Source organism: Paraburkholderia caffeinitolerans, assembly GCF_902859945.1.
In the GTDB taxonomy this organism is placed as follows: Bacteria; Pseudomonadota; Gammaproteobacteria; order Burkholderiales; family Burkholderiaceae; genus Paraburkholderia; species Paraburkholderia caffeinitolerans.
On sequence record NZ_CADIKL010000040.1, the window covers coordinates 1 to 20,863 of the forward strand.

18 protein-coding genes are annotated in these 20,863 nt (G+C 62.7%); all 18 read right to left on the reverse strand.

Annotated features, from left to right (window positions below):
• Nucleotides 1-626 (reverse strand): hypothetical protein (locus HV773_RS28730; protein ID WP_175197556.1); only part of this gene is annotated, 626 nt, incomplete at its 3' end.
• Nucleotides 627-721: 95 nt separating this feature from the next.
• On the reverse strand, nt 722-979 hold the full coding sequence (locus HV773_RS28735; protein ID WP_175197557.1) for a PAAR domain-containing protein: 258 nt from the start codon (nt 977-979) through the stop codon (nt 722-724).
• 15 nt (nt 980-994) lie between these two features.
• On the reverse strand, nt 995-2,815 hold the full coding sequence (locus tag HV773_RS28740) for a T6SS phospholipase effector Tle1-like catalytic domain-containing protein (RefSeq protein WP_175197558.1): 1,821 nt from the start codon (nt 2,813-2,815) through the stop codon (nt 995-997).
• Nucleotides 2,812-3,621 carry a DUF3304 domain-containing protein gene (locus HV773_RS28745; protein ID WP_246282464.1) on the reverse strand — a complete coding sequence of 270 codons (810 nt, stop codon included), beginning with the start codon at nt 3,619-3,621 and terminating at the stop codon, nt 2,812-2,814. Before HV773_RS28745 ends, HV773_RS28740 begins: the two co-directional genes overlap by 4 nt.
• A 23-nt stretch (nt 3,622-3,644) precedes the next feature.
• Nucleotides 3,645-4,430: a DUF4123 domain-containing protein gene (locus HV773_RS28750; RefSeq protein WP_175197559.1), complete on the reverse strand. Its 786-nt coding sequence runs from the start codon at nt 4,428-4,430 to the stop codon at nt 3,645-3,647.
• A 14-nt stretch (nt 4,431-4,444) separates the two neighbouring features.
• Nucleotides 4,445-7,012, reverse strand: a complete 2,568-nt coding sequence (locus HV773_RS28755) for a type VI secretion system Vgr family protein (RefSeq protein WP_175197560.1) — start codon at nt 7,010-7,012, stop codon at nt 4,445-4,447.
• 26 nt (nt 7,013-7,038) lie between these two features.
• On the reverse strand, nt 7,039-8,880 hold the full coding sequence (tssF, locus tag HV773_RS28760) for a type VI secretion system baseplate subunit TssF (protein ID WP_175197561.1): 1,842 nt from the start codon (nt 8,878-8,880) through the stop codon (nt 7,039-7,041).
• Nucleotides 8,873-9,361 (reverse strand): type VI secretion system baseplate subunit TssE, encoded by a 489-nt coding sequence (tssE, locus tag HV773_RS28765; protein ID WP_175197618.1) that lies wholly within the window; start codon nt 9,359-9,361, stop codon nt 8,873-8,875. The genes tssF and tssE overlap by 8 nt, the downstream gene beginning before the upstream one ends.
• A 243-nt stretch (nt 9,362-9,604) precedes the next feature.
• Complete coding sequence (locus HV773_RS28770; RefSeq protein WP_175197562.1) at nt 9,605-11,266, reverse strand: Na/Pi cotransporter family protein; 1,662 nt, start codon at nt 11,264-11,266, stop codon at nt 9,605-9,607.
• Nucleotides 11,267-11,369: 103 nt separating this feature from the next.
• The gene (locus HV773_RS28775) at nt 11,370-12,140 is read right to left on the reverse strand and encodes an ABC transporter permease subunit (RefSeq protein ID WP_246282466.1); all 771 of its coding nucleotides are present in this window, start codon (nt 12,138-12,140) and stop codon (nt 11,370-11,372) included.
• 10 nt (nt 12,141-12,150) lie between these two features.
• Entirely contained in the window at nt 12,151-13,047 is an 897-nt protein-coding gene (locus tag HV773_RS28780) for a 2-aminoethylphosphonate ABC transporter permease subunit (RefSeq protein WP_175197564.1), read from the reverse strand.
• A gap of 4 nt (nt 13,048-13,051) precedes the next feature.
• Nucleotides 13,052-14,191 carry an ABC transporter ATP-binding protein gene (locus tag HV773_RS28785; RefSeq protein ID WP_175197565.1) on the reverse strand — a complete coding sequence of 380 codons (1,140 nt, stop codon included), beginning with the start codon at nt 14,189-14,191 and terminating at the stop codon, nt 13,052-13,054.
• Nucleotides 14,192-14,202: 11 nt separating this feature from the next.
• The gene (locus HV773_RS28790; RefSeq protein WP_175197566.1) at nt 14,203-15,234 is read right to left on the reverse strand and encodes a 2-aminoethylphosphonate ABC transporter substrate-binding protein; all 1,032 of its coding nucleotides are present in this window, start codon (nt 15,232-15,234) and stop codon (nt 14,203-14,205) included.
• Between the two features lie 202 nt (nt 15,235-15,436).
• On the reverse strand, nt 15,437-16,885 hold the full coding sequence (gene phnY, locus HV773_RS28795) for a phosphonoacetaldehyde dehydrogenase (protein WP_217481954.1): 1,449 nt from the start codon (nt 16,883-16,885) through the stop codon (nt 15,437-15,439).
• 135 nt (nt 16,886-17,020) lie between these two features.
• Nucleotides 17,021-18,283: a phosphonoacetate hydrolase gene (gene phnA / locus HV773_RS28800; RefSeq protein WP_175197567.1), complete on the reverse strand. Its 1,263-nt coding sequence runs from the start codon at nt 18,281-18,283 to the stop codon at nt 17,021-17,023.
• A gap of 11 nt (nt 18,284-18,294) precedes the next feature.
• Entirely contained in the window at nt 18,295-19,455 is a 1,161-nt protein-coding gene (locus HV773_RS28805) for a 2-aminoethylphosphonate--pyruvate transaminase (protein ID WP_175197568.1), read from the reverse strand.
• Nucleotides 19,456-19,734: 279 nt separating this feature from the next.
• Nucleotides 19,735-20,565 carry a DeoR/GlpR family DNA-binding transcription regulator gene (locus tag HV773_RS28810; RefSeq protein ID WP_175197569.1) on the reverse strand — a complete coding sequence of 277 codons (831 nt, stop codon included), beginning with the start codon at nt 20,563-20,565 and terminating at the stop codon, nt 19,735-19,737.
• Nucleotides 20,555-20,863 carry a hypothetical protein gene (locus HV773_RS28815; RefSeq protein ID WP_175197570.1) on the reverse strand — a complete coding sequence of 103 codons (309 nt, stop codon included), beginning with the start codon at nt 20,861-20,863 and terminating at the stop codon, nt 20,555-20,557. Before HV773_RS28815 ends, HV773_RS28810 begins: the two co-directional genes overlap by 11 nt.

The window sequence follows — 20,863 nt, forward strand, 5'->3', positions numbered from 1 at the left end:
ACTGGAAGTCGGCGATGAACCAGTTTGCTATCCTGTTTGGCGACCGATTCACGCAGGCGCGCGGGTAACGATTCCTTTAACCGCCTCGCCCACAAAAATGCGGACAGGTTCTGCGCCTGGCTCCGGTTCTTGAGGCAAACCATACGCTGCTTCATCGGCAGATCTGGATCGTCTGCGGCTACATCGGTCTTTTGCAGGTCGAGGACGGCGTTGAATGGAAACACAGCAAAGTCTCCTGTCCATGTAGCGAATTTCTCGTCATATCGCCAACCCGGCGGAGCGTGAACAATAACGGTGGACTCCTCCAGAACGAGCATACTGACACCATTGAGATCTTTTTCCGGGAAAGTTTTTTTCAGCTTTTTTCTCGTAATAGGGACTAGCTCTGCATCGTGCCAACTACCGTCATCACCTTGCAGATATCCCACGATATCTCCATCTTCCTTCGCAATCTTGAACAATGGTTTGACATCGCAGTGTCCCTGCAAATCCGCACTGTATACACCTACCCAGTGGTCGTCGTTTTGTGCCGCGTTGACTGGAGGCACTGCTGTAAAAAGCACGCATCCGGCTACGCATCCGTGCGATGCAAGTTTCAGGCAAGAATTCAGGAAATGTCTGGTCATGTTCAGTTTTCCACGTTTCGGTGCAACACAGCATGGCTGGTGCCCACCGCTTTCGTCGTTCAGTGGTGGTTGGGTAAAGCTTCGCTTCGGTTTGGCTACAACGATGAAATCAGACGGGCTCCACACTCGGTCGGATCATCGTGGTATGCAATCTGCTTGCCACAATGGTTGCGCTTACTGTTTTCGGGCAGAATTTTGAATTTCCCGTTGCATTTAGGACACCACGTCAAGTCGTCCTGCAAGGCAACGGGGACGCCCTTCGCCTTTATCTCGTCGCATGCGGTGATGACTTCGCCGCCGTGCGTGGTTTTGTCGTGGAGGCGAATGACGCCGCGACCGTGTTCATCTTTCATATGCTGTTTTCCTCGTTATGCGATGGAAGCCATTGCATCTTCCTGCTGGAGAGATTCGCGCATTGCGAGCCGCAGGCTCTCGCCGGCGTAACGCGTGCGGTATTGCAGGTAGCCCCCGCTCTCCCGTGGTGCGTTGTGCATCAGGGCAGTGACCACGTATGTGAACGGCTTGAAGCCCGCGTATGAGTCGTGGCAATACGCGCTGAAAAATGCCAGTTCCACGTCGCCCGGTTGGCACTGCATGATCCGGTCAAGGATCTCGCGACGCTCCTTCGGTATGAACGCCGTGCCTTGAGAGAGCGCTGTGCGCGCGGGATCTTCGGCCCGATTCGTGCCGAAGATCCGGCGGAGTCGCGATGGCCGCCGGGCGCCGGCATCGTTTTGTGCAGGGTTGGCTTGGGTTGCTGTGCCGCCGTCCTCGCCGATGTCCTTCATGAATACCCGGTGCGCATCGAGCAGGTCTTGCTGGTCGTTGCTTCCCGCGCCCTGCACGAATGGCAGCGTTGCGTAGACATGGCGGTACTCGTAGCGCCACGCGAGAATGTCGATCAGACAATCGGTGATGGCGCGTACCCCGGTGCCGTTGGCCTGTATGAAGGCCGTGTAGTCGGATCGGAGCTTCTTGCTGATCACGAACGCATCCCAACCATCACGGATTTTTGCGATATCGCTATCGACTGGCACATTTGCCGCCCGGGCCGCCAGATACATCATGTTCAGCGGCATGCGGGCCAGTTTGTTCTCGTCGTTTCCGTCGTTCTTGCCCTGCTCCCCGGGCAGATATCCGCCGCCCAGATCGGAGTGCATGCCTGGGAAGCGGAACTGGCGGCAGCGCGGTGGCATCACGTCGCCGGGTGTCTGCACGTCGTCCAGGGGAAACGACTCGCGCTGTTCGTGCATCGCGACATAGTGTTCGCAGTGGCGCACGCGCGGCGAGATCCGTAGATTCTTTGTCTCTCCCCACGCGTCATGGCCATTGGTCCAGCGGCTCGCAGCCGGCCCGAGCCCCACGGCGGCCACCGTGTCGAAGATGCCGAGAAAGCGGATGTGCGTCTTGACTCCAGCGAGCATGTCGCCGTCGAAACATTCATCGAGCCAGTTGCAGAACACGCGCGCCTGCGCCGCGCCACGGCTGAAGCCGAACACATCGATGAAGACCTCGATCAACTTCGGATAGCGTGTCTCGCTGATCTTTTGCGCGAGCTGCGCGAACTGCTCCTTCAGGAACTTTGTCCGGTAGGAATAGCCGTTGAGGGTAAGCAGCCCGCCCTGGTCCTTCATGCCCACCTTGTCCAGCTCCCGCTGGTCGGCCGGCGAGAGGGTGTTGAGACTGCCGCCGTCAACGCCGGCCTGGAGCGGCAGCCATGCGTTGCTGCATAGCGCCTTGACGGTTTGCCACTCCATCATGGGCGTGTCGTAGTTGTTGATCGACCGGTGCATCGCATTCAGCACGTGCAGCAGGCCATATACGATGCGCGCATCGCCGCCCGTGCCGAAGCCCATTCCCAGCGCACTCTCTCCTTCCTCGCCGATCAGGGGAAACGGTGTGCCGACGCCGGGAATATAGACAGGGTAGTAACCGCTCAGTCCATCCGTAGGATATGCCCGATACAGGCGTGCGACGTTGCTGTCCTTTTTCCGCTCCAACTGCGTCGTGCCACCCGCGCCCGGTTCGGCCCAGTCCTGGTTATTGCCGGTGCCATCGAAGAACACACCGATATGGAGCGCGAATTCACACTTTTCCGGGCGGCATCTCAGGGTGGGCGCCGTCGCGGTCACGCCTTCGGTGTTGTCCGGGTGCGCGGCGGCCTGTAACAGGTTGATGTTGTCGTTCATTGGCCGGTTACTCCTGCGTCATGCTGGGGAGTACCGGTGGTGGTCTTTTTGGGCGTGCATTCAGGCAAACTCGGCACCGCCTTGCAGCGCCGGGCAAAGCGTGCGGCACGCATGCTCTGCCGTGCATTTTTTTTGCACTCCTCCAAATCGTATCCGGTTGTCGCCGAAGCGCATTTGGGCAGATAACGGCGCGCATCCGCACGCTGGTCGTCAAGTGCTTTTTCATCCTCCTGCTTCTCGCAGAGTGCCGGATCGGACGCGCTGGAACACCGCTGCTTGATGATGCGATCGTCCAGCAACTGTTCATTCAAGTCACGCCGATCACCCCTTGCGGGATACATATACCAGGGCTGTTTCCTCGGAATCGGATCATGCGGGCCGGGGTAATCGGGCGCGCGCGGTCCATGATTGGCCACCACCACGCGCACGGTGCCGTCGGCAAGGAAATGCACCCAGAGGGCTCCCCCTTCTTCCGGGTAGGGTTCAACCGGCACATCCGCCTCGTAAGTGCTGCCCTTATCGTGTTGCCAGTCCCGGACGTCCCATACGACATGCACCGTCATCCCCGGACGCCATTTGGCCGGCAGCAGAGGAGCTTGCACGCCCGCATTACCGGTACCGGCCTGCTGGCCCGCCGCCCCGTTGACCCAAAAATCCGTGACGCTCAGGTTGTCCGCCAGGTGATCGATGCCACCCATGCCGTAGCCGAATCTTTCTTCCTTGCCAGCCGACTGGCAGGCCGTCAGCGCAGCCAGCAACGCAACGCCGAACGCTGCCCGCCATGCACGAAGTTTCCGGTTTGTCATCGTCTTGTGTCCTTTCAGTTTGTCTAAACCGCGAGCCACTTCATGAGTTCATGCCACTGCTCCGAGGCTTTGGATAACTCGACCTTTGCCAGAAATCGCGAGTCAGCGAACACCGCTCCTTCGGTCTCGATCGCAATCGCCGCGATATGCCGCTGCACCTCGATCGGTTCGATCCCATGTAGAAGAACGAACGCGACCGCTGCCTCGACGTGCCGATATTGCTCGGCGGATAGAGTCGAATCGGCGGGATCGATGCCGCTCGTAGCCAGTTCACCGGCAAGCGCCACAGCCAGTTGCAGTTCGAGGAACCGGGTGTTCTGCTCGCCGGCCAGAACAATTACAGGGTGGCGTCTTGGGTCGGCCGGGATACCCGCTCCAAACTCGCGACTCTCCCCGAGACGGCCCACATAAAGCCAATGCCCGACCGGACCTTTGAGTTGCCTCACCTGATCGGGCGTGAGCACGCGTGACAGTGTGTCGAGTGCACGCGTGTCGGCATACCGGAGGTAGTAGCGGTCGCCTTCCTCCATCTCGATGCTGCGTTGCGATTCCAGGTGCATTGCCAGGGTCGCGAGGTTCGCATCGGTCACGAGCCGGCTAATCCCGTATCGCCATGGCACCTCGCACGCTTCGTCGCCGGGCAGACAGGCTTTGAATGCATCGGCTTCCAGAAGCCACGGCCCGAACTGACTGGCATTCGTCGAGGGCAAGTCCGCATACAGCGGAACAGCATTCGCCGTGCGAGTAAGCGCATCGAACTGCGGCGCGGCTTGCCAGATGGCAGCATCGAGTAGCACGAATTCAGCCATTGAAATTTCCTCGCCTATTGAGGTGCAATCGCACTGCCCGAGTGCGCGGCCATCAGGAAGCAGCGCTCGCAGAAGTGATCGGGGAGACCGGGAAAGGTGGCGGGCACACTTTGCGGACCTACCGTCTGGTGATCGGCCGCGTGCATGATGTTGTCGCCGGGCGTGAATCCCTTTATACCGTCCAGGCTGATAACCAGTTCACTGGTGCCGGCTCTCAGCCGGATGCCTTGCTTCGCGGTCAGGTTGATCCAGTCTGTAGTGCTAATGAGAGAAAGCACCTTCTTCGCTAAGAGTTCAATAGCGTCGTTTTGCGCCTGAATTTCGATCTTGCCCTGGCCCGCGAACAGCTTCATCCCCGCGTTGCGTACGAATAGACTTAGCTTGTGGCAAATGCTCGCGACGAGCGATTTACCCGTGGCGATCTGCATACTCTCGCCACTGATGAGATTCAGTTGCCGATCGGCCGTGATGTGTGTGGATTGCTGCGTCGAGAGACCAATTCCAGCTGGGCTTGCCATCAGCATCACTGGTTCGCTGAATGCATTCGCGCTGCCCGTGCCTCCGCCCGCCGTGTTGCCGCCGCTGGCGCTCGCCACCTGCGCGCTTGACAGCGTCGCGTCGGTGAAGGCCTTGAGTGCGTTTGCGCCGTCCTGCAGAGATTCGGCTTGGTGATCCTGGCTCGCTTGCGAGAGTGTGTTCAGCGCATTTTGCGAGCCGGTCAACTGCATATGCGCTTCGCTCACGTCGAGTTGCTGGTTCGCCGTGCCTTTTGCGTGCGTACTGACATACAGCCCCCGGCCCGCGCGCACCACACCACACGCATCCGACTTCAAATCGAAGCCCATACCCAGATAAGTGCCGCGCGTGTTGCCGCTCTGCGCAATCAGATACCCCAGATGCAACTGCGAATTCGCAGTTGAACTATAAAGCTGCATACGGCACTGGCCCGTTGCGTCGTCCAGCACCATCTGGCTATAGCCACTGCCGCCGTATTCCTTCGATCTGTAGCCCGACAGGATCCCGTTCGAATGCCACCCAGGCGTTTTCGAGCCGTTGTAAACGCGCCCCGTCACAATCGGCCTGTCGCAATCCCCGTCGATCCAGTCCACGAGGATTTCCTCGCCCACGCGCGGCACGTGCACGCCCCCGTAGCCGCCCCCCGTGTCCGACATCGCCACCCGCAGCCAGCACGAGGAATTTTCGTCGCCGCTGTTCAGACGGTCCCACTCGAAGCGCCCCTTGATGCGGTTCAGCGAGTCGGTGTACACCTCCGCGCCCTCGGGGCCAGTCACGGTCGCCGTCTGCATCCGCATCGGAGGCTTCTGGTGCTCGAACGGGCTGCGGTACGGCACGCTCATGCGCTGCGCTTCGACCAGCGTGAGGAAGAAGCAGTCACCGGTGCCGCTCGCGGGCGAACCTGGCTTGCCGCCCGCCGGCTCTTCGCCGAGGTAGCTGGCGCGCACGGTCGCCAGTTCCGTCTCGAGACTCCCCGGAAACGGCCGCGTGTTGCCCGCCGGCAGGTTGCTGGCGATAAACCACTGCACTTCGATGGCGAGGAATTCGCGCTCCTGCTGCGTATCGTTTTCGTGGTCTGGATGGTTGCCCAGCTCGAAAGACCGGCCCGCGTCCATGTGGCGGATACTGCCCGCGCCATGAAACCGCTTCGCACGCGACTCCAGTTCCTCCATCCGGAGCGTGGCCAGATGGTCTCCCCGTTTATCGTCCTGCCACGTGTATTTCCCGGTGTATTCATACACCTCGGTCTGGCCGGGCAAGTCCCCCTGGTTGGGCGCGGTTTTCCTGCTGCGGACGTAGCTGGACCGCGGTGCCTTGTAGTTCCCGGTAGCGCCCGTATATCGCACGCTCTGCAGCGTGCGCGTGCCCGACCACTGCGAGAATCCGTCGAACCCGGCGCCAGTCGCCGTGCGCGAGAAGTCGATCTGGTCGGGCTGCAACGCTTCGCAGAAGTAGTTGTAATCGGTGATGACCAGCGTATGGGATTGCCCGTCCCGCGCCTGCTCGAAGTAGCACCACAGTCCTTCGGACTCCATGAGCCGGTGCACGAAGTTCCAATCGTCCTCGTACTGCATGCAGAACGAGCGCCGGGGCAGCGGATTGCTCAGTTCTCCATACAGGTTGAACCGGAACTGGCCGCGTGCCTGAGGATGCGCATTGAACACGTCGGCGAGAATCTCGGCAACGGTCCTGTCCTGCCAGATACGGGCATCCTTGCGAAAGCGCAGGAAGTGCAGCCATGATGCGAATTCAAGTTGCGAGTGAACGAGTCCGCCGTCCGCCCCGAGCCGCCGCACCGTGTGCACGTAACCGTGATGCGGCTGGTAGCTTTTGTCGTTCTGGTGAATCCATAGCGTGACGGGCTGGGCGATCAACTGCTTGAGTTCGATCTGTCGCAAAGTCGACACCATGTCGACCGTGAAGGCATAATCGCGGCCGATCCGTGAATGGCCCACCGCGCGCAGCGGCAGCAGCACGTCCTTGCCCACCGGAGTATCGAGCTTCAGCGGCCGGTTATGCTGGAGCGCGTACGGGCTGATGGACTGGATGCGTTCGTAGGCGTCCATGGATTTTTCCTTTTTTCAGTGCGCGATTACAGGAGAATCGAGTCGCCGCTGCGGGGTTTGCAGCGGACGATTTCCTGGCCACTGCGTTTCGAGAGCACGACCAGTTGCGTAAAGCTGTTGATATGCACGTAGAGCGCAAAAAAGCGGTCGAGCACGCCGATGAAAGTCGCAACGCTCACTCCGGCGAAGTGCTCCTCGTCCAGCGTCAGGCGGATCTCCAACCCGCGCACGAACGTCGGGAAGGGTTTGCCGGCCATCCACTGGATCGACTCGTCTACGTCTACGTTCACAATGCCGTCGATATGGCGCGCGGATACCGCCGTATGGCGCTGGTCGTAGAGATTCAACATTTCCCTGAGCGCGCCCGCGCCGTCCGCCGCCAGTGAAAGATGGTTCAGCGAGAGGTGGGAAATCAGCCGCCAGTGCGCGGCTTCACGGCGATCGAAGCGCGTTGCCTCCGTCGGCCGCATCAGCAGCGCGATGTGCTCGACGAAGTTGTTTGTCGACACCGGAGTAAGGTCACTGCATTCCAGCCCGATTGACAGCATCGCGGGCAGATCCCGGTTGGTCGCTGTGATGTCGATGCTCAGCGTATCGGTCTGCGCAATGGCCGGATTGAAACCCGGGTCGACCACCGAGATCTCGGTTTCGTAACCTGGGCTGTTGCGGGCTACCCATTCGTTGCGGCGCGCAAACCAGTAATGCCCGGCCTGCGACTGCTCGCCATGGCGCAGCGAATAGAACGGCCTGAGCCCGGTGGTGCGCTCGCCACCTCCGACTTTGCGCACGAGGCTCACCGTATCGATGGAATACACCTCGTGGTCCGCCGCCTTCTTCCCGTCGATGATGACCGGGCAGGACGAGGCCGTGTGCGTCCAGCGCACGGGGTCGGCGTGCGCCTTGAAAAGATTGATGACCGGCGTGCAGAACAGCCGCAGATGTTGGGCTGAAAGCGCGCCGAGCAGGCGGGCGGTGTGCGAGTCGGCACGTACCGTTTTCAGGACGAGGTGCAGAGTCAGACGCTCGCAGGGACCAACTGTCTTTGCCATGGCGGCGAGATCCATGTCGACGAAGCTGAACTGCTCCGGAAACGCAAAATACTCGGTCAGCAGCCGGTAGGCGGGATGCGAGCGCGCGGGATAGTCGATCAGCGCATCGTCTTCGTCGAAGCCGGCCTGGCTCAGGGGGATCGCCGGCAGCGCCGTCCATCGGCCACTGCTTTCGGGCTCGACATAGGCGGCGAGCGCATGGAGAAACAGGCAGTCCTGGAGCGCCGCGATCAGGGGCAGGTCGCCATTCAGATGCACGCGCAGTCGGTCGAGATTCAGTGCCGCGATATCGGCTTGAGGTGCATCCGACTCCAGGGTAATGGAAATGATGCCAGTAGCGCCCGCTGGCAGGTTGACGAGACCCGGCGCCACGGTGGTTGGCGCGTGGCGTGCTTCGGAGATCCGCAGCGGCGCCAGCACGACATCATGAACGGTGCGGAAAATGCATTCTGTTTCGCGAAGCTTGCCGGACTTCAGTTCTGTCCCGCGTGCGATGACGGGTGGCTGCGCGGATGCTCTGGCGGCGTCGCTGCCGGTGAACTGCGCAATGGAGCACGCCGGAAAAGGCCGGAGGTAATGCGGATAGAGCACCTCCAGCAGGGCATCGGTAAACTCGGGATAATCGTCCTCGATTTTCTTGCTGATGCGTGCGCCGAGAAACGCAAACGATTCGATCAAGCGCTCGACGTGCGGATCGGCAACATGCTCGCCGGTGATCCCGAGGCGGCCCGCGGTCTTCGGGTAGCGCTGTGCGAAATCCGCCGAATAGCGCCGCAGGAACGCCAGTTCCTGCTCGTACCAGGGCAGCAGTTCATCCATCGATGGCCCCGGGGAATCTGCCACCTGCACGGCTGACCGAGTACTGGCGCGTCGACGGTTGCAGTTGCGCTTCGAAGCTGACCGGCTCGCACGCCGGGTGGACCACCAGCGTGGCCTTGATGGAAAAGTGCAATGCGCTGATGGACTGGATCCGCGGTTCCAGTTGCACCGTGGCTTCCTTCAGACGAGGCTCATGCCGTTTGATGACCCGCTTGATTGACTCGCAGATGAGGGCGCGGTCTTCGTGGCTCGCGAGGCTTTTTCCCGAAAAATCCTCGAGGCCGTAGGTGAGGATCGATTTGGCGCATTCTTTAAACCCGGCGAGTTTTTCCTCTGAAAACACCATGCGTGTGTTCAGGAGTGACTCGATATTCCGCGCAACGGAGTTCTTGAGTTCCTCGAGCGAAAGCGTGCGCACTGCAGGGGAGTCAGGCGCGTTAGAAAAGAGCTTGTCAAACAGGTCGGGTTCGAAACGCATGATTTTATTGCCGGCATGGGTGTGAATCCGGCGTCATGGTACGAACCCTTTATTGGGCAGTTCAACATCTCCCGGGTGGATAATCGCTAATTACTGTGTTATGCCAAGTAATCGGGAAATAATTGAATTTGTGGTTGACTGGAGGGTAGATAGCCCGATAACGGCTGTCGCCATGGGCCATTGCTGAACGAAGCAAGGAAGCGCCGTCGCAACGGCGCTTTCGATGGGGACCGCCTTCACATCCCCTCAATTCACATCTGGCAACCGCACCTCCGCGGTCTCCAGCGCTTCCTCCCGTTCCCGCTCGAGCAGCGGATACGCAAGCGCACAAATATGCGACTGAATCCGCACGAGGTCGCGCAGCACGTCCAGATGCAGCGAACTCGACGCAATGCTGTCCGGCAGACCATCGCGCAGCCGTTCAAGGTGCCGGTCGCGCGCCGAACGTTCGAGCCGCCGCAACGCCTGTTTATCCTCGATGAGTTGCGCGGCGGTCTGCGTGCGGCCCGACACCAGCAGCGCCTGGGCACGATGGAAGCTGCCGGTCACGGAGCGGTGCATCATGCGCAGTTCCTCCGCGCCCTCGGGCGAAAAGCTCAACTGCATCTTGATCTTTTTCTGCGCGATTTCCAGCAGGTTCTTGTCGATGATGTCGCCGATATGCTCGAGGTTGATCACCGCCGTCATGATCGCCGAGGCCCAGCGCCGGTCCTCATCGCTCAATGGCTCGCGCGTGATGTCGGTGACGTAGCGCTTGATCGCATCGTGCAGCATGTCCACGGTGTCGTCGCGATCGGCCAGTTCGCTCACCGCGCGGCGGTCGTTGGCGAGCAGCACCGGCACGCTCGAGCTCAGCATCGTGTCCACGACCTCGCTCATCCGGATGACTTCGCGCGCCGCGCAGGCAAGCGCCTGGGCCGGCGTCTGCAAGGCGTCTTCGTCGAGGTAGCGCGGCGCGTCGGAATCGTCGGCAATGCCGGGGGCGGGCAGCAGCCGTTCGAGCAGCCGCGACACCGGATCGAGAAAGCCGATGAACATCACGGCGATGGCCACGTTCAAGCCGGTATGGAAGTTGGCGATGGCTCGGCTCGCGTCGCCGGGCACGCCGTCGATCAGATGCGCGAGCGGCGAGCACAGGCTGAGCAACAGCAGGCACACGCCGCCGCGCAGCAGCAGGTTGCCGGCGGGCAGCCGGCGGCGGCTGCGGTCCGTGCCCTTGGCCGCCTCGAAATACGGGTTGAGCGCGCTGCCGATGTTCGCGCCCAGCACCATGGCGATGGCGCTGTCCATCGGCACCGAATGCATGTTCGCGAGCGACATCACGAACAGCACGACAGGGATGCTCGAATGCGCGGCCCAGGTAAGCACGCAGGCAAGCGCCGCGTTGAGCACGGGTTCGCCGGCCAGCGCGCCCAGCACCGTGCGCAGCGCGGGCGCGCTCTCGGCGGGCTGCACCGTGGAGACGAGCAGGGTGAGCGCGAGCAGCATCAGGCCAAGGCCGATTAAGGCGCGGCCGATATCGCGGTTGCGCGAGCCTTTGCCTTTTTCGAACATGCCCATGCCAATCAGCAGGCAGGCGGGCGAGATCCAGCTGAGATCGAGCGAGAAGGCCTGCACGATCAGCGTCGAGCCCACGTTCGCGCCGAGCATCACGGCGAGCCCGGTGACGGGCCGCATCAGCCCGCGCGCTGCGAACGACGACGCGATCATGCCGGTCGCCGTACTGCTTTGCAGCGCGCCGGTGATGGCGAGCCCCGCGAAAAACGCGTTGAAGCGGTTGCCGAGGCTCTTCCCCATGAAGCGCTTGAGCGATGCGCCGTACGCGCGCATCAGCCCCGACTCGACCATGTGCAGGCCCCAAGTGAGCAACGCGACGCCGCCTGCGAGGTGAAGGACGATTAGAATCACGGGCCCCTCCTATTGCTTTGTTTTGCCTGCGCAACCTGCATTCCTGCCATGATTGCTCTTACGATCGCCCTTTGCAACAGTCTGCCTGGGTCTCCTCAGTGTTTTAACGCACTGCGGCCTTGTTCGAGATGCGCGAGAGCCCGAGCAACGCGAGCAGCGTGGCTGCGCCCAGGATCATCGTGAGCGTCGATGCATCGAAGATCGCACCGCGGTCGGAGAGCGCGAAGATGCCCACGGGCAACGTCACCCATCCCGGCGGATAGATCATCAGCGTGGCGCCCAGTTCGCCCATCGAGAGCGCGAAGCTCAGGCTGAACGATGCCAGCAGGTAGGGCGCAACGAGCGGCAGTGTCACGCGCGTGAGCTGGTAGAACGGTCTCGCGCCGAGGCTTTCGGCGACCTCGCCATACTCGGGCGCGACCCGCGAGAGCCCCGCCGAGACGTTGCCGTACGTGAACGCCGAGATCAGCAGGAAGTGCGCGAGGAACACGATCGTGGCCGTGCCGTTGAGCAGCACCGGCGGCTGGCTGAAGGCCACCAGCAGCCCGAGGCCGATCGAGACCGAGGGCACCGCGCTCGGCACGAAGAAGATCACGTCGAGCACGCGCTTGGGCATGCCCTTCATGCGCCGCAAGGCGAGCGCGGCCCACGTGCCGCTCACAAGCGCAGCCGCACTCGCAAGCGCACCGGTGAACACGCTTATGCGCAGCAGTTCGGCGGAATCGCCGTGCAGCGCCCGCGTGTAGTGCGAGAGCGTGAAGTGGCTCGGCAAGATGCCGTTCCATTGTCCGCTCACGCTCGCGAGTGCGATCATCGCCACAGGGAGGCCGTAGATCGCGCAAAACAGCAGCGCGGCGGCGCTCCACGTCGACATTCTTGCCCATCTAGCCCAGAGCAGCACGGCGACCTCCGAAAAGTGACAGGACAGTGCGATAGCAGGCATAGAGCCCGAGCGACAGCGCGATGTTGATGACCGCAATCACGCACGCGGTGGTGTAGTCGAACTCCTGAATCGCCTTGCCGTAGATGAGCAGTGGCAGCGTGATCACGTCCTTCGCGCCGATGAACAGCACGATGCCGAACTCGTTCACGGTGAGCAGCAGGCAGAGGCTGCCGCCTGCGAGCAATGCGGGCAGCGCGGCCGGCAGGATGATTTGCCGGATGATGCGCAGCGGCTTCGCGCCAAGGCTGCTCGCCACTTCGATCTGCGCGTTGTCGATCTGCGAGAAGCAGGCGAGCAGAGGACGCATGATGAACGGCGTATAGACCGTGATTTCCGAGAGCACGACGCCCCATTGCGTGTACAGGAAGTCGACGGGCGGCAGGTTCAGATGGAAGATCGCCATCAGCGACTGGTTCAGCAGCCCGGCCGATCCGTACACGAACGTGAACGCGAGCGCGACGAGAAAAGTCGGCAGCGCAATGAACGTGTCGATCAGGCGGCCCACGAAGCGCGCCCCCGGAAACGGCACGAACGCGATCACGAGCGAGAATATGAAACCGAGCACCAGACAGCCCGCAGACGCGCACACGGCAATCGCGATCGTGTGGTACAGGCCGCTCAGGAACTGATGCGAACGCAGTACCGTGGTGAAGTTCTCGAGCGACAGCGTGTGCGTGTCGCCGCCCAGCGCTTGCGCCACGATCAGGCCGAACGGGTAGAAGAAGATGGCCGCGAGCACGACGAGCGGCGGCGCGATCCAGAGGTTGCGCGCGAGCGCTCCGGATCGGCCGGCGCGCGCCGGGGGCGGCGCCATCACCGGATTGGCGATATCGGACATGGTCTTAACCCTCCGGTACGAGCGTGACGTCGGCCGCGTCGAAATGCACGGGCAGCACGGCGCCCGGTTCGGGCGGGCTCGACAGCGGGGGGCGCGTGAGGCGCAGCATCTCGTCGCCCACTTCGAGCATCACGCTGTGCAATTCGCCGAGCCACTGCACGCTGCGCACGATGCCCGTCACGCTGTTGGACTTCTGCGCGCGCGGCTCGAAGTGCAGGTCGTGCGGCCGCACGCACACGTAGCACGCACTGCTGGCGGCCAGGTTGTGATGGTTGCGTCCTTCGATTACGAAATCGCCGCAACGCACCCGCGCGAAGCCGTCGGCGAGCGGCTCCAACTGGCGTGCCGGCAGCACGTTCGCGCGGCCGAGAAACTCGGCGGCGAAGCGGTTCGGCGGATGCCGGTACAGCCCCTGGGTGTCGCCGTAGGCGACCAGCTTGCCGTCGCGCATGATGCCGATGTGATTTGCGAGCGTGAGCGCCTCGGTCTGGTCGTGCGTCACGTACAGCACGGTCAGCGAGGGCAGGCTGCGGTGCAGCTTCGCGAGTTCGTCGAGCATCGAGCGGCGAATCTGCGCATCGAGCGCCGAGAGCGGCTCGTCGAGCAGCAGCACCTGCGGCCGGATCGCGAGCGCGCGGGCAATCGCGACGCGCTGCTGCTGGCCGCCCGATAGCTCGCGCGGATAGCGCTTCGCGTACTTGGACATCCCCACGAGCCCGAGGCACTCGGGCACGCGTGCACGGATCAAGTCGGCTTGCTCGCCGCGCGCACGCAGCCCGAAAGCGACGTTGTCCTCTACGCGCATGTGTGGAAACAGCGCGTAGTTCTGCACCACCATGCCGATATTGCGCGCATAGGGCGGCAGTTGCGTCACGTCCTTGTTGCCGATCACGATGCGTCCCGCGCTCGGCTGCACGAAGCCCGCGACGGCCCGCAGCGCGGTGGTCTTGCCCGAGCCCGATGGGCCGATGAGCGCGACGATCTCGCCGGGCTTCACGGTGAGCGTGAGCGAATCCAGAATCGTCTGCCCGCCGTATGCCACCGACACATTCTCGAAACCGATACCGCTCGCGCCTTGCGCGAGAGCGGCCGGCACCGGGGAGGCTTGCTGCTGCCCCCGATCCATGGTGAGGGAATTGGCCATGAGTTGCTCGATCAGTTGCTGGAAATCGCGTGGTTGTACTTCGCCACGTCGGCCTTCAGGTCGCGCATGACCTGATTCCAGTCGGGCGACCAGACGTCGACACCTTGCATCGCCGCGTTGAGCGTCTTGAAGTTGTCGTCGGTGGGATGCACGTCGGTGCGCACCGGCATGCCGTAGGCGGTCTTGCTGACCTCTTGCTGGGCCGCGGCGCTCAGCAGGAAATCGATCAGCTTCTTGCCGTTATCGGCATGCGGCGCGCCGGCCACGAGACCCACGTAATAGGGCAGCGAGAACGTAGTGCGCTTGCCATCGGGGCCGGCGGGGAAGAACACCTGGATGTTCGGGTTCTCGCGCATCTGCGAGAGGTTCATTTGCAGGTCGCCGTTGGCCACGTAGAGCTCGCCCTTGTTCACGAGCGCCGTGAGCTTGCCCGTCGATGCAGATGGCCCGAGGTTGTTCACCTGAAGCTTGCGCAGATAATCGAAGCCGCCATCCTTGCCGCCGAACGCATGGAAGGTCTGCAGCATGAGCGCGGTGCCGTCACCGGCCTGGCCCGGCGTGGAGTACTGCACCTTCTGCTTGTACTGCGGCGCGAGCAGATCGGAGTAAGCCTTGGGCGGCGTCTTGAGCACCGCCGAGTTGTAGATGAAGGTGGGGTAGTTGTCGACCATCGCGACAAACATGCCCTTCGGGTCCTTGTCGCGCGCATCGATCTTGTCGGCGCCGGCCGGCGTGTACGCTTGCAGCAGGCCATCGGCGGCGGCTTTCTGCATGAACGGCGGCAGCGTCACGAGCACGTCAGCCTGAATATTCGACTTCTCTTTGCCGAGGCGGTCCACCACGCCGCTCGAACCGGCCTCGATGTATTGCACCTTGATGCCCGTGGCCTTCGTGAACGCTTCGAATTGGTTGCCGTACCAGCTCGGCGAACCGTCATGAAGACCGTCCGCGCTATAGATGGTCACGACATTGGATTGCGCGTGGACGGCGCCCGCTGCGAACGCGAATGCACAAGTCACCGCGGCGATCAGTTGAGTCTTCATATCCATCCTTCCTTGCGTTGGGTTTGGATGCTGGAAAAACCTCGTGTGTTTTTGCAGTTCTGCCTGCAGTTCTGCCGTGTGACAACAGCGTGACAGCAACGTGACAATGTTGCCTGTTCGATTTTTTTGGGACCAGCCAGGGTTACTGCGCGGCCGTGCCTGGAGCCCCGTTCAGGCCGTGCCGCAAGGGTTTTTTTGCGTTTTACTCCCAGGGCATCGACCACGTTCTCACGTTCGTATAGCTCTTCATGGCCTCGACCATGCCTTCCTTGTAGCCGTTGCCCGAGTCCTTGATGCCGCCGAACGGTGACATCTCCGTGCGATAGCCCGGCACTTCCCAGACGTTCACGGTGCCCACTTCCAGCTCCTTGATAAAGCGCGTCGTGTAGTCGAGCCGGTTCGTGCAGATGCCGGAAGACAGACCGAAGGCCGTCGAGTTGGAGATGCGGATCACCTCCGCGATGTCGTTCGGCACGCGGATGATCGGGATCACCGGGCCGAAGGTTTCCTCGCGCACGAGTTCGCAGTCGTAGGGCACGTGGTCAACCACGGTGGGCGCAAACAGCGCGCCCCGGCGCGGTGCGCCGTACAGCACGCGTGCGCCACGCGTTTCTGCGTCGGCCACGCGGCGCTCGAACAGCTGCGCGGATGCCTCGTTGATGACGGTGCCCACGTCCACGCTCGGGTCCATCGGGTCGCCGCACTTGAGCTTCTTCGCGTGCACGAGTACGCGTTCGACGAATGCGTCGGCCACGCTCTCGACCACGAGAATGCGCTTGACCGCCGTGCAGCGCTGGCCTGAGTTCTTGGTCGCGCCCGTGACCGCGAGTTGCGCGGCGCGCTCGAGGTCGGCGTCCTCCATCACGATGAGCGGGTCGTTGCCGCCGAGCTCGAGCACCGTGCGGCGGTAGCCCGCGTTCTGGGCGATGTACTTGCCCACGCGCACCGAGCCCGTGAAGGTGACCAGGTCGCAGTGCGGGTCGGTGATCATCGAGTCGCCCATGGTGCGCGGATTGCCCGTGACCACGCTCAGCATCTCGGGCGGCAGGCCTGCTTCATAGAGCACGTCGGCGAGCGCAAGCGCGGTGAGCGGCGTGAGTTCGGTGGGCTTGAGTACGACGCGGTTGTTGGTGGCGATGGCCGGCGCGAGCTTGTGGCTCACCATGTTCAGCGGGTGGTTGAACGGCGTGATTGCCGAGATCACGCCGAGCAGCGGCAGGCGCGTCGTGAAGATCTTGCGGTTCTTGCCATTCGGGCTGATGTCGCATGAATAGACTTCGCCGTCGTCCTTGATCGTGAGCTGAGCGGCGAACGACCAGACATCGTAGGCGCGGCTCGCTTCATAAAGCGAGTCCTTCCAGCACAGGCCCGATTCGGCGGTGATGAGCCGCGCGAAGTCTTCCTTGCGATCGCGCAGCACCTCGGCCGTGGTCTGCAAAATGCGCTGGCGCTCGAAGCGCGTGAGCGTCGGCTTGTAGGCATGCGCTTTGGCAAAGGCCTCCTGCACATGCTCGGGACGACCCGCCGGCACGGTGCCGACGACTTCGTTGGTGTACGGGTTCAGGACTTCGATCACTTCGTCGGTCGCGACCTGCCGGCCGGCGATGCGCATGGACTCCTGCTTGAATGCGGGTTTCGTCATGACGTTCATCGCTACCTCGTTCCGTGTTTCGGTTTCGGTGAGTTTTTCGTGGGCTGTGCTTTGGCCTGCATGCGCCGTCCGCGTGGGCGCGGCGGCATGCAGGATGGGTTCGATATGTGCGGTGCCTGTGCTGCGTGCAGCAGCTCAGGCGATGGCGGTTTGCACCACGCAGTTCAGCGCGACGTCGAAGATGTCGAAGTTGCGCAGCGCGCGCTCTTGCGGCCAGTCGACCTTGCGGTTCACGAGCAGCGGCACGTCTTGCTCCGAGATTCCGCCGTGCGAGCGCAGCGGTTCGGTCAGGCCGGAGAAGTCGTGGCGCGCGGCGCTGGTGCCAAAGACCTTGCTGCGCGTGCCGACCACCACGATGTCGCCCACGCGGTCGGGCGGCAGCTCGAAGCGCTCGCAGGCCGCCGCGCTGTCGAGCGCGAGTTCGACGCCCGCGGTGTTGCGCAGGCGTTCGAGGAGCGCTGGCGCATCCGCGCCTTCGGGCAGATAGATAGTCGCGAACGAGCCGAGCGCGCCGTGGTGCGCAACGTACGGGTCGGTGATCGGCAGAATCACGCGCGCGCTGCCCTTGCCGGTCCACTCGTCGAACAGATCCTGGAGATAGAGCACGTCGGGCTCGCCGTCCGCGCGATGCTTGTCGTTCATGCCGTGGTCGGCGGTGATCGCGAGCACGCAGCCGGCTGCATCGAGCTGGCCCACGTAGTGATCGAACATCGCGTAGAAGTCATTGGCTTTCGGCGAGCCGGGCGCGGCCTTGTGCTGCACGTAGTCGGTGGTCGAGAGATACATCAAGTCGGGGCGGAAGGTGTCGAGCAGCTTCACGCCGGCAGCGAACACGAACTCGGAGAGATCGGCCGAGTAGACGTCGGGCAGCGGCTTGCCCACGAAGGCGAGTACATCGCTGATGCCGTTGCTTTCGCGCGTGGCCTGGTCGGCCTTTTCGGCAGAGAAGCCGATCGCGCGGCCGCTCGAAAAATCGAGCCCCTTGCCCAGCAGCGTGCGCAGCTTGTCCTTGGCGGTCACGACCGCGACCTTCGCGCCGGCTTTGAAGAAGGTTTCGAAGATCGTGGGCGCGCGCAGGAAGCGTGCATCGTTCATCATGACTTCTTCGCCGCTCGTGCGGTCGTAGAAGTAGTTGCCCGCGATGCCGTGCACCTTCGGCGGGCGGCCCGTGAGAATCGAGAGATTGTTCGGGTTCGTGAAGCTCGGAATCACGCACTGGGCGATGCGGCTCGTGCCCGTGCGCAGCAGCTTCCCGAGGTTCGGTGCGCGCCCGGCCTTGACGGCCTCTTCGATATAAGCGGGCTCGGAGCCGTCGAGGCAGATCACCACCACGGGCGCGGTGGGGAAGCGGTATTCGCGGCCATTCACGGCCAGTGCGTTGTCGTTCAGCGTGCTCATTGCGTTTTCCTTCAAGCGGTTTTAGCGACCGGACCCGTCACACCCATCTCGTCGAGCACTTCGCCGATTGCGGCAAGCGCAGCGCGCATTTCTTTCTCGCCAATGCGGCCGATGCATCCGATGCGGAACGAGTCGGCCACCGTGAGCTTGCCTGGGTAGATCACGTAGCCGCGCGCCTTGAGGCTTTCATAAAACTGCGCGAATACGAAGCGCGGGTCCTCGGGCATGTGGAACGTGACGATGATGGGGGCCTGCAAGGCATCGGGCAGCAGCGGCTTGAAGCCGAGCGCGCGCATGCCTTCGAGCAGGATCCGGCAGTTGTTGCGGTAGCGTGCGCCACGTCCGGCCACGCCGCCTTCGGCGTCGAACTCGTCGAGCGCCTGGTGGAACGCCACGATCACATGCGTGGGTGGCGTGAAGCGGTACTGGTTCGTCTTCTCCATGTTGACCCACTGTTCGTGCAGGTCGAGTACGAGCGTGGTGGCGTTGCCCTGGGTCTGCTTGAGCGTCTCGCGCCGGCAGATCACGAAGCCGAGTCCCGGCACGCCTTCGATGCATTTGTTCGACGAAGCGGCGACCGCATCGATGTGCATGGTCTGCACGTCGAGCGGCAATGCGCCGAACGCGCTCATTGAATCGACGAGAAAGCCCTTGCCGTACTTGTGTGCGAGCGCACCGATTTTAGCGATGGGGTTCAGGATGCCCGAGGTGGTCTCGCAGTGAATCGTGAACACATGCGTGATCGACGGCGTGCCGGCGAGGATGGCCTCCACTTGCGCGAGGTCGGGCGGCGTGTCTTCGGGCGTTTCATGAACCACGGTCTTGCGGCCGGCAATCTCGAGAATGCGCTTCGCGCGCTTGCCATAAGCGCCGTTGATCAGCACCAGCACCTCGCCGTTCGCGGGCACGAAGGTGGTGAGCATCGCTTCCACTGCGAACGTGCCCGAGCCTTGCATCGGCACCGTCACCCAGTCGTCGGCGCCGTTGGCGACGCTGGCGAGACGCGCGAGCACCGAGCGATTGATTTCGATGAAGTTCGCGTCGCGCGATCCCCAGTCGTGAACCATCGCTGCCTTGACGGTGCGCGAGGTCGTGAGCGGACCGGGGGTGAGCAACAGCGGATCGCCAGTTTCTGAGGTGGCGGGCGGGCAAGACGTGGAAGAAGCCGTCATGAGGTGTCTCCGTGAAGTTCGGTTCTGACTTCGGTTCTGACGCTGCGTCACTGCATTGTTAAAGCAACTCTAGGCCTCGCAACAAAAACAGTCAATACGCCATAAATTGCCACATACCCAGGAGATATACCGATGCCCGGAGTCGCCGTCGGGCACGCTGGCGCCCAATAGCGGCGCGCTCTGGGCGGCGCAGGTGGGAGCAGTCGATTGGGGGCGGATGCGGGAGCAGGACAGCGGGCGGCGCGGGCCGCCCGGAAAGGGGTAAATCGCGAGGGCGAGTCAGCTTTGGCCGGTTGCGACGATCACATTCCACTGGTTCTGCGCGAACACGCGCGCCATGTGCGCGGGCGGCGCGGCGTCGACGATCAGCCCCGCGATGTGCGGCACGGGCGCGATCCGCACGGGCGTGCCGTGCTCGAACTTGCTGTGGTCCGCGAGCACGTACACCTCTTTGCCGGCTTTCATCATGAGGTGGCGCTGTTCGGCGGCAAGCCGCGAATAGTCGGTGAGCTCGCCTTCGGGCGAGATGCCGCCCACGCCGAGAAACACCAGATCGCAGCGGAAATGCGCGAGCGCCGCCATGGTCTCGACGCCGAACGCGGCTTCGTCGTTGGGCTCGATGTCGCCGCCGAGCATGATGACCTTCACGCCCGGCGAGCGGCACAGCAGCAGCGCGATCGGCAGGCTGTTGGTGATCACGGTGAGGTCGCTATGGTTCGCGAGCGAGGCCGCGAGTCCGAGTGTGGTCGAGCCCGAATCGATCAGCACGACCATGCCGTCGGTCACGAGGCGCGCCGCCGCCGCGCCGATGGCCGCCTTGCCCATGGCGTTCGCCGCCTCGCGCGAGGCGAGCGACGGCTCGTCTTGCGCCCGCTTCGCGGCGCCTCCGTGCACGAGGTTCAGGCGGCCCTGCTCGGCTAGCGATTTGAGGTCGCGACGGATGGTTTCGCGCGAGACCCCGAGTGTGGCCGACATGTCCGCGACGCTTACCGAGCCGCTGGCGTCGAGGCTTTGCAGGATGTAATCGATGCGGCCCACGGCGAGCCGGCGGTTCAGCAGCGTGGCCGGTGCAACGGATGCAGCGGGCGGGGCGGCGTGGTTATCGGCCATGGCGTGGTTTCCGGGCAAAACAGGTTAGGTCACAAAATACCACAAAATGCCTCGTGGTTCGATCCGGCGTGGTGTGCGATACGTCAAAAGAGCGGGCGAAATACGGTGGAATTCCTATGTGGCGGGCGTGAAGCCATTGCCAGGCCGGACAGATGAGGCGTTTTGTCCCGGCGATTTCGTTAATTCCGGCATGTGACTTTGATGTTGTTTTTTGTTGTTTTATGTTGCATTCTTTGGCTTGCCCGGAGTTAGCAGCAAAGTTACCCGTCACGTCCTCTCCTTTTGCATCGAGGCTCAT

What these genes read in the sequence shown, in the direction of transcription:
- HV773_RS28750 (WP_175197559.1), bottom strand. Translation starts at nt 4,430, where the DNA reads ATGGCTGAATTCGTGCTACTCGATGCTGCCATCTGGCAAGCCGCGCCG.
- HV773_RS28780 (WP_175197564.1), bottom strand. Translation starts at nt 13,047, where the DNA reads ATGTCCGATATCGCCAATCCGGTGATGGCGCCGCCCCCGGCGCGCGCC.
- HV773_RS28735 (WP_175197557.1), bottom strand. Translation starts at nt 979, where the DNA reads ATGAAAGATGAACACGGTCGCGGCGTCATTCGCCTCCACGACAAAACC.
- HV773_RS28785 (WP_175197565.1), bottom strand. Translation starts at nt 14,191, where the DNA reads ATGGCCAATTCCCTCACCATGGATCGGGGGCAGCAGCAAGCCTCCCCG.
- HV773_RS28740 (WP_175197558.1), bottom strand. Translation starts at nt 2,815, where the DNA reads ATGAACGACAACATCAACCTGTTACAGGCCGCCGCGCACCCGGACAAC.
- HV773_RS28790 (WP_175197566.1), bottom strand. Translation starts at nt 15,234, where the DNA reads ATGAAGACTCAACTGATCGCCGCGGTGACTTGTGCATTCGCGTTCGCA.
- HV773_RS28745 (WP_246282464.1), bottom strand. Translation starts at nt 3,621, where the DNA reads ATGACAAACCGGAAACTTCGTGCATGGCGGGCAGCGTTCGGCGTTGCG.
- phnA (WP_175197567.1), bottom strand. Translation starts at nt 18,283, where the DNA reads ATGAGCACGCTGAACGACAACGCACTGGCCGTGAATGGCCGCGAATAC.
- HV773_RS28775 (WP_246282466.1), bottom strand. Translation starts at nt 12,140, where the DNA reads ATGTCGACGTGGAGCGCCGCCGCGCTGCTGTTTTGCGCGATCTACGGC.
- HV773_RS28815 (WP_175197570.1), bottom strand. Translation starts at nt 20,863, where the DNA reads ATGAGCCTCGATGCAAAAGGAGAGGACGTGACGGGTAACTTTGCTGCT.
- phnY (WP_217481954.1), bottom strand. Translation starts at nt 16,885, where the DNA reads ATGAACGTCATGACGAAACCCGCATTCAAGCAGGAGTCCATGCGCATC.
- HV773_RS28810 (WP_175197569.1), bottom strand. Translation starts at nt 20,565, where the DNA reads ATGGCCGATAACCACGCCGCCCCGCCCGCTGCATCCGTTGCACCGGCC.
- tssF (WP_175197561.1), bottom strand. Translation starts at nt 8,880, where the DNA reads ATGGATGAACTGCTGCCCTGGTACGAGCAGGAACTGGCGTTCCTGCGG.
- HV773_RS28755 (WP_175197560.1), bottom strand. Translation starts at nt 7,012, where the DNA reads ATGGACGCCTACGAACGCATCCAGTCCATCAGCCCGTACGCGCTCCAG.
- HV773_RS28805 (WP_175197568.1), bottom strand. Translation starts at nt 19,455, where the DNA reads ATGACGGCTTCTTCCACGTCTTGCCCGCCCGCCACCTCAGAAACTGGC.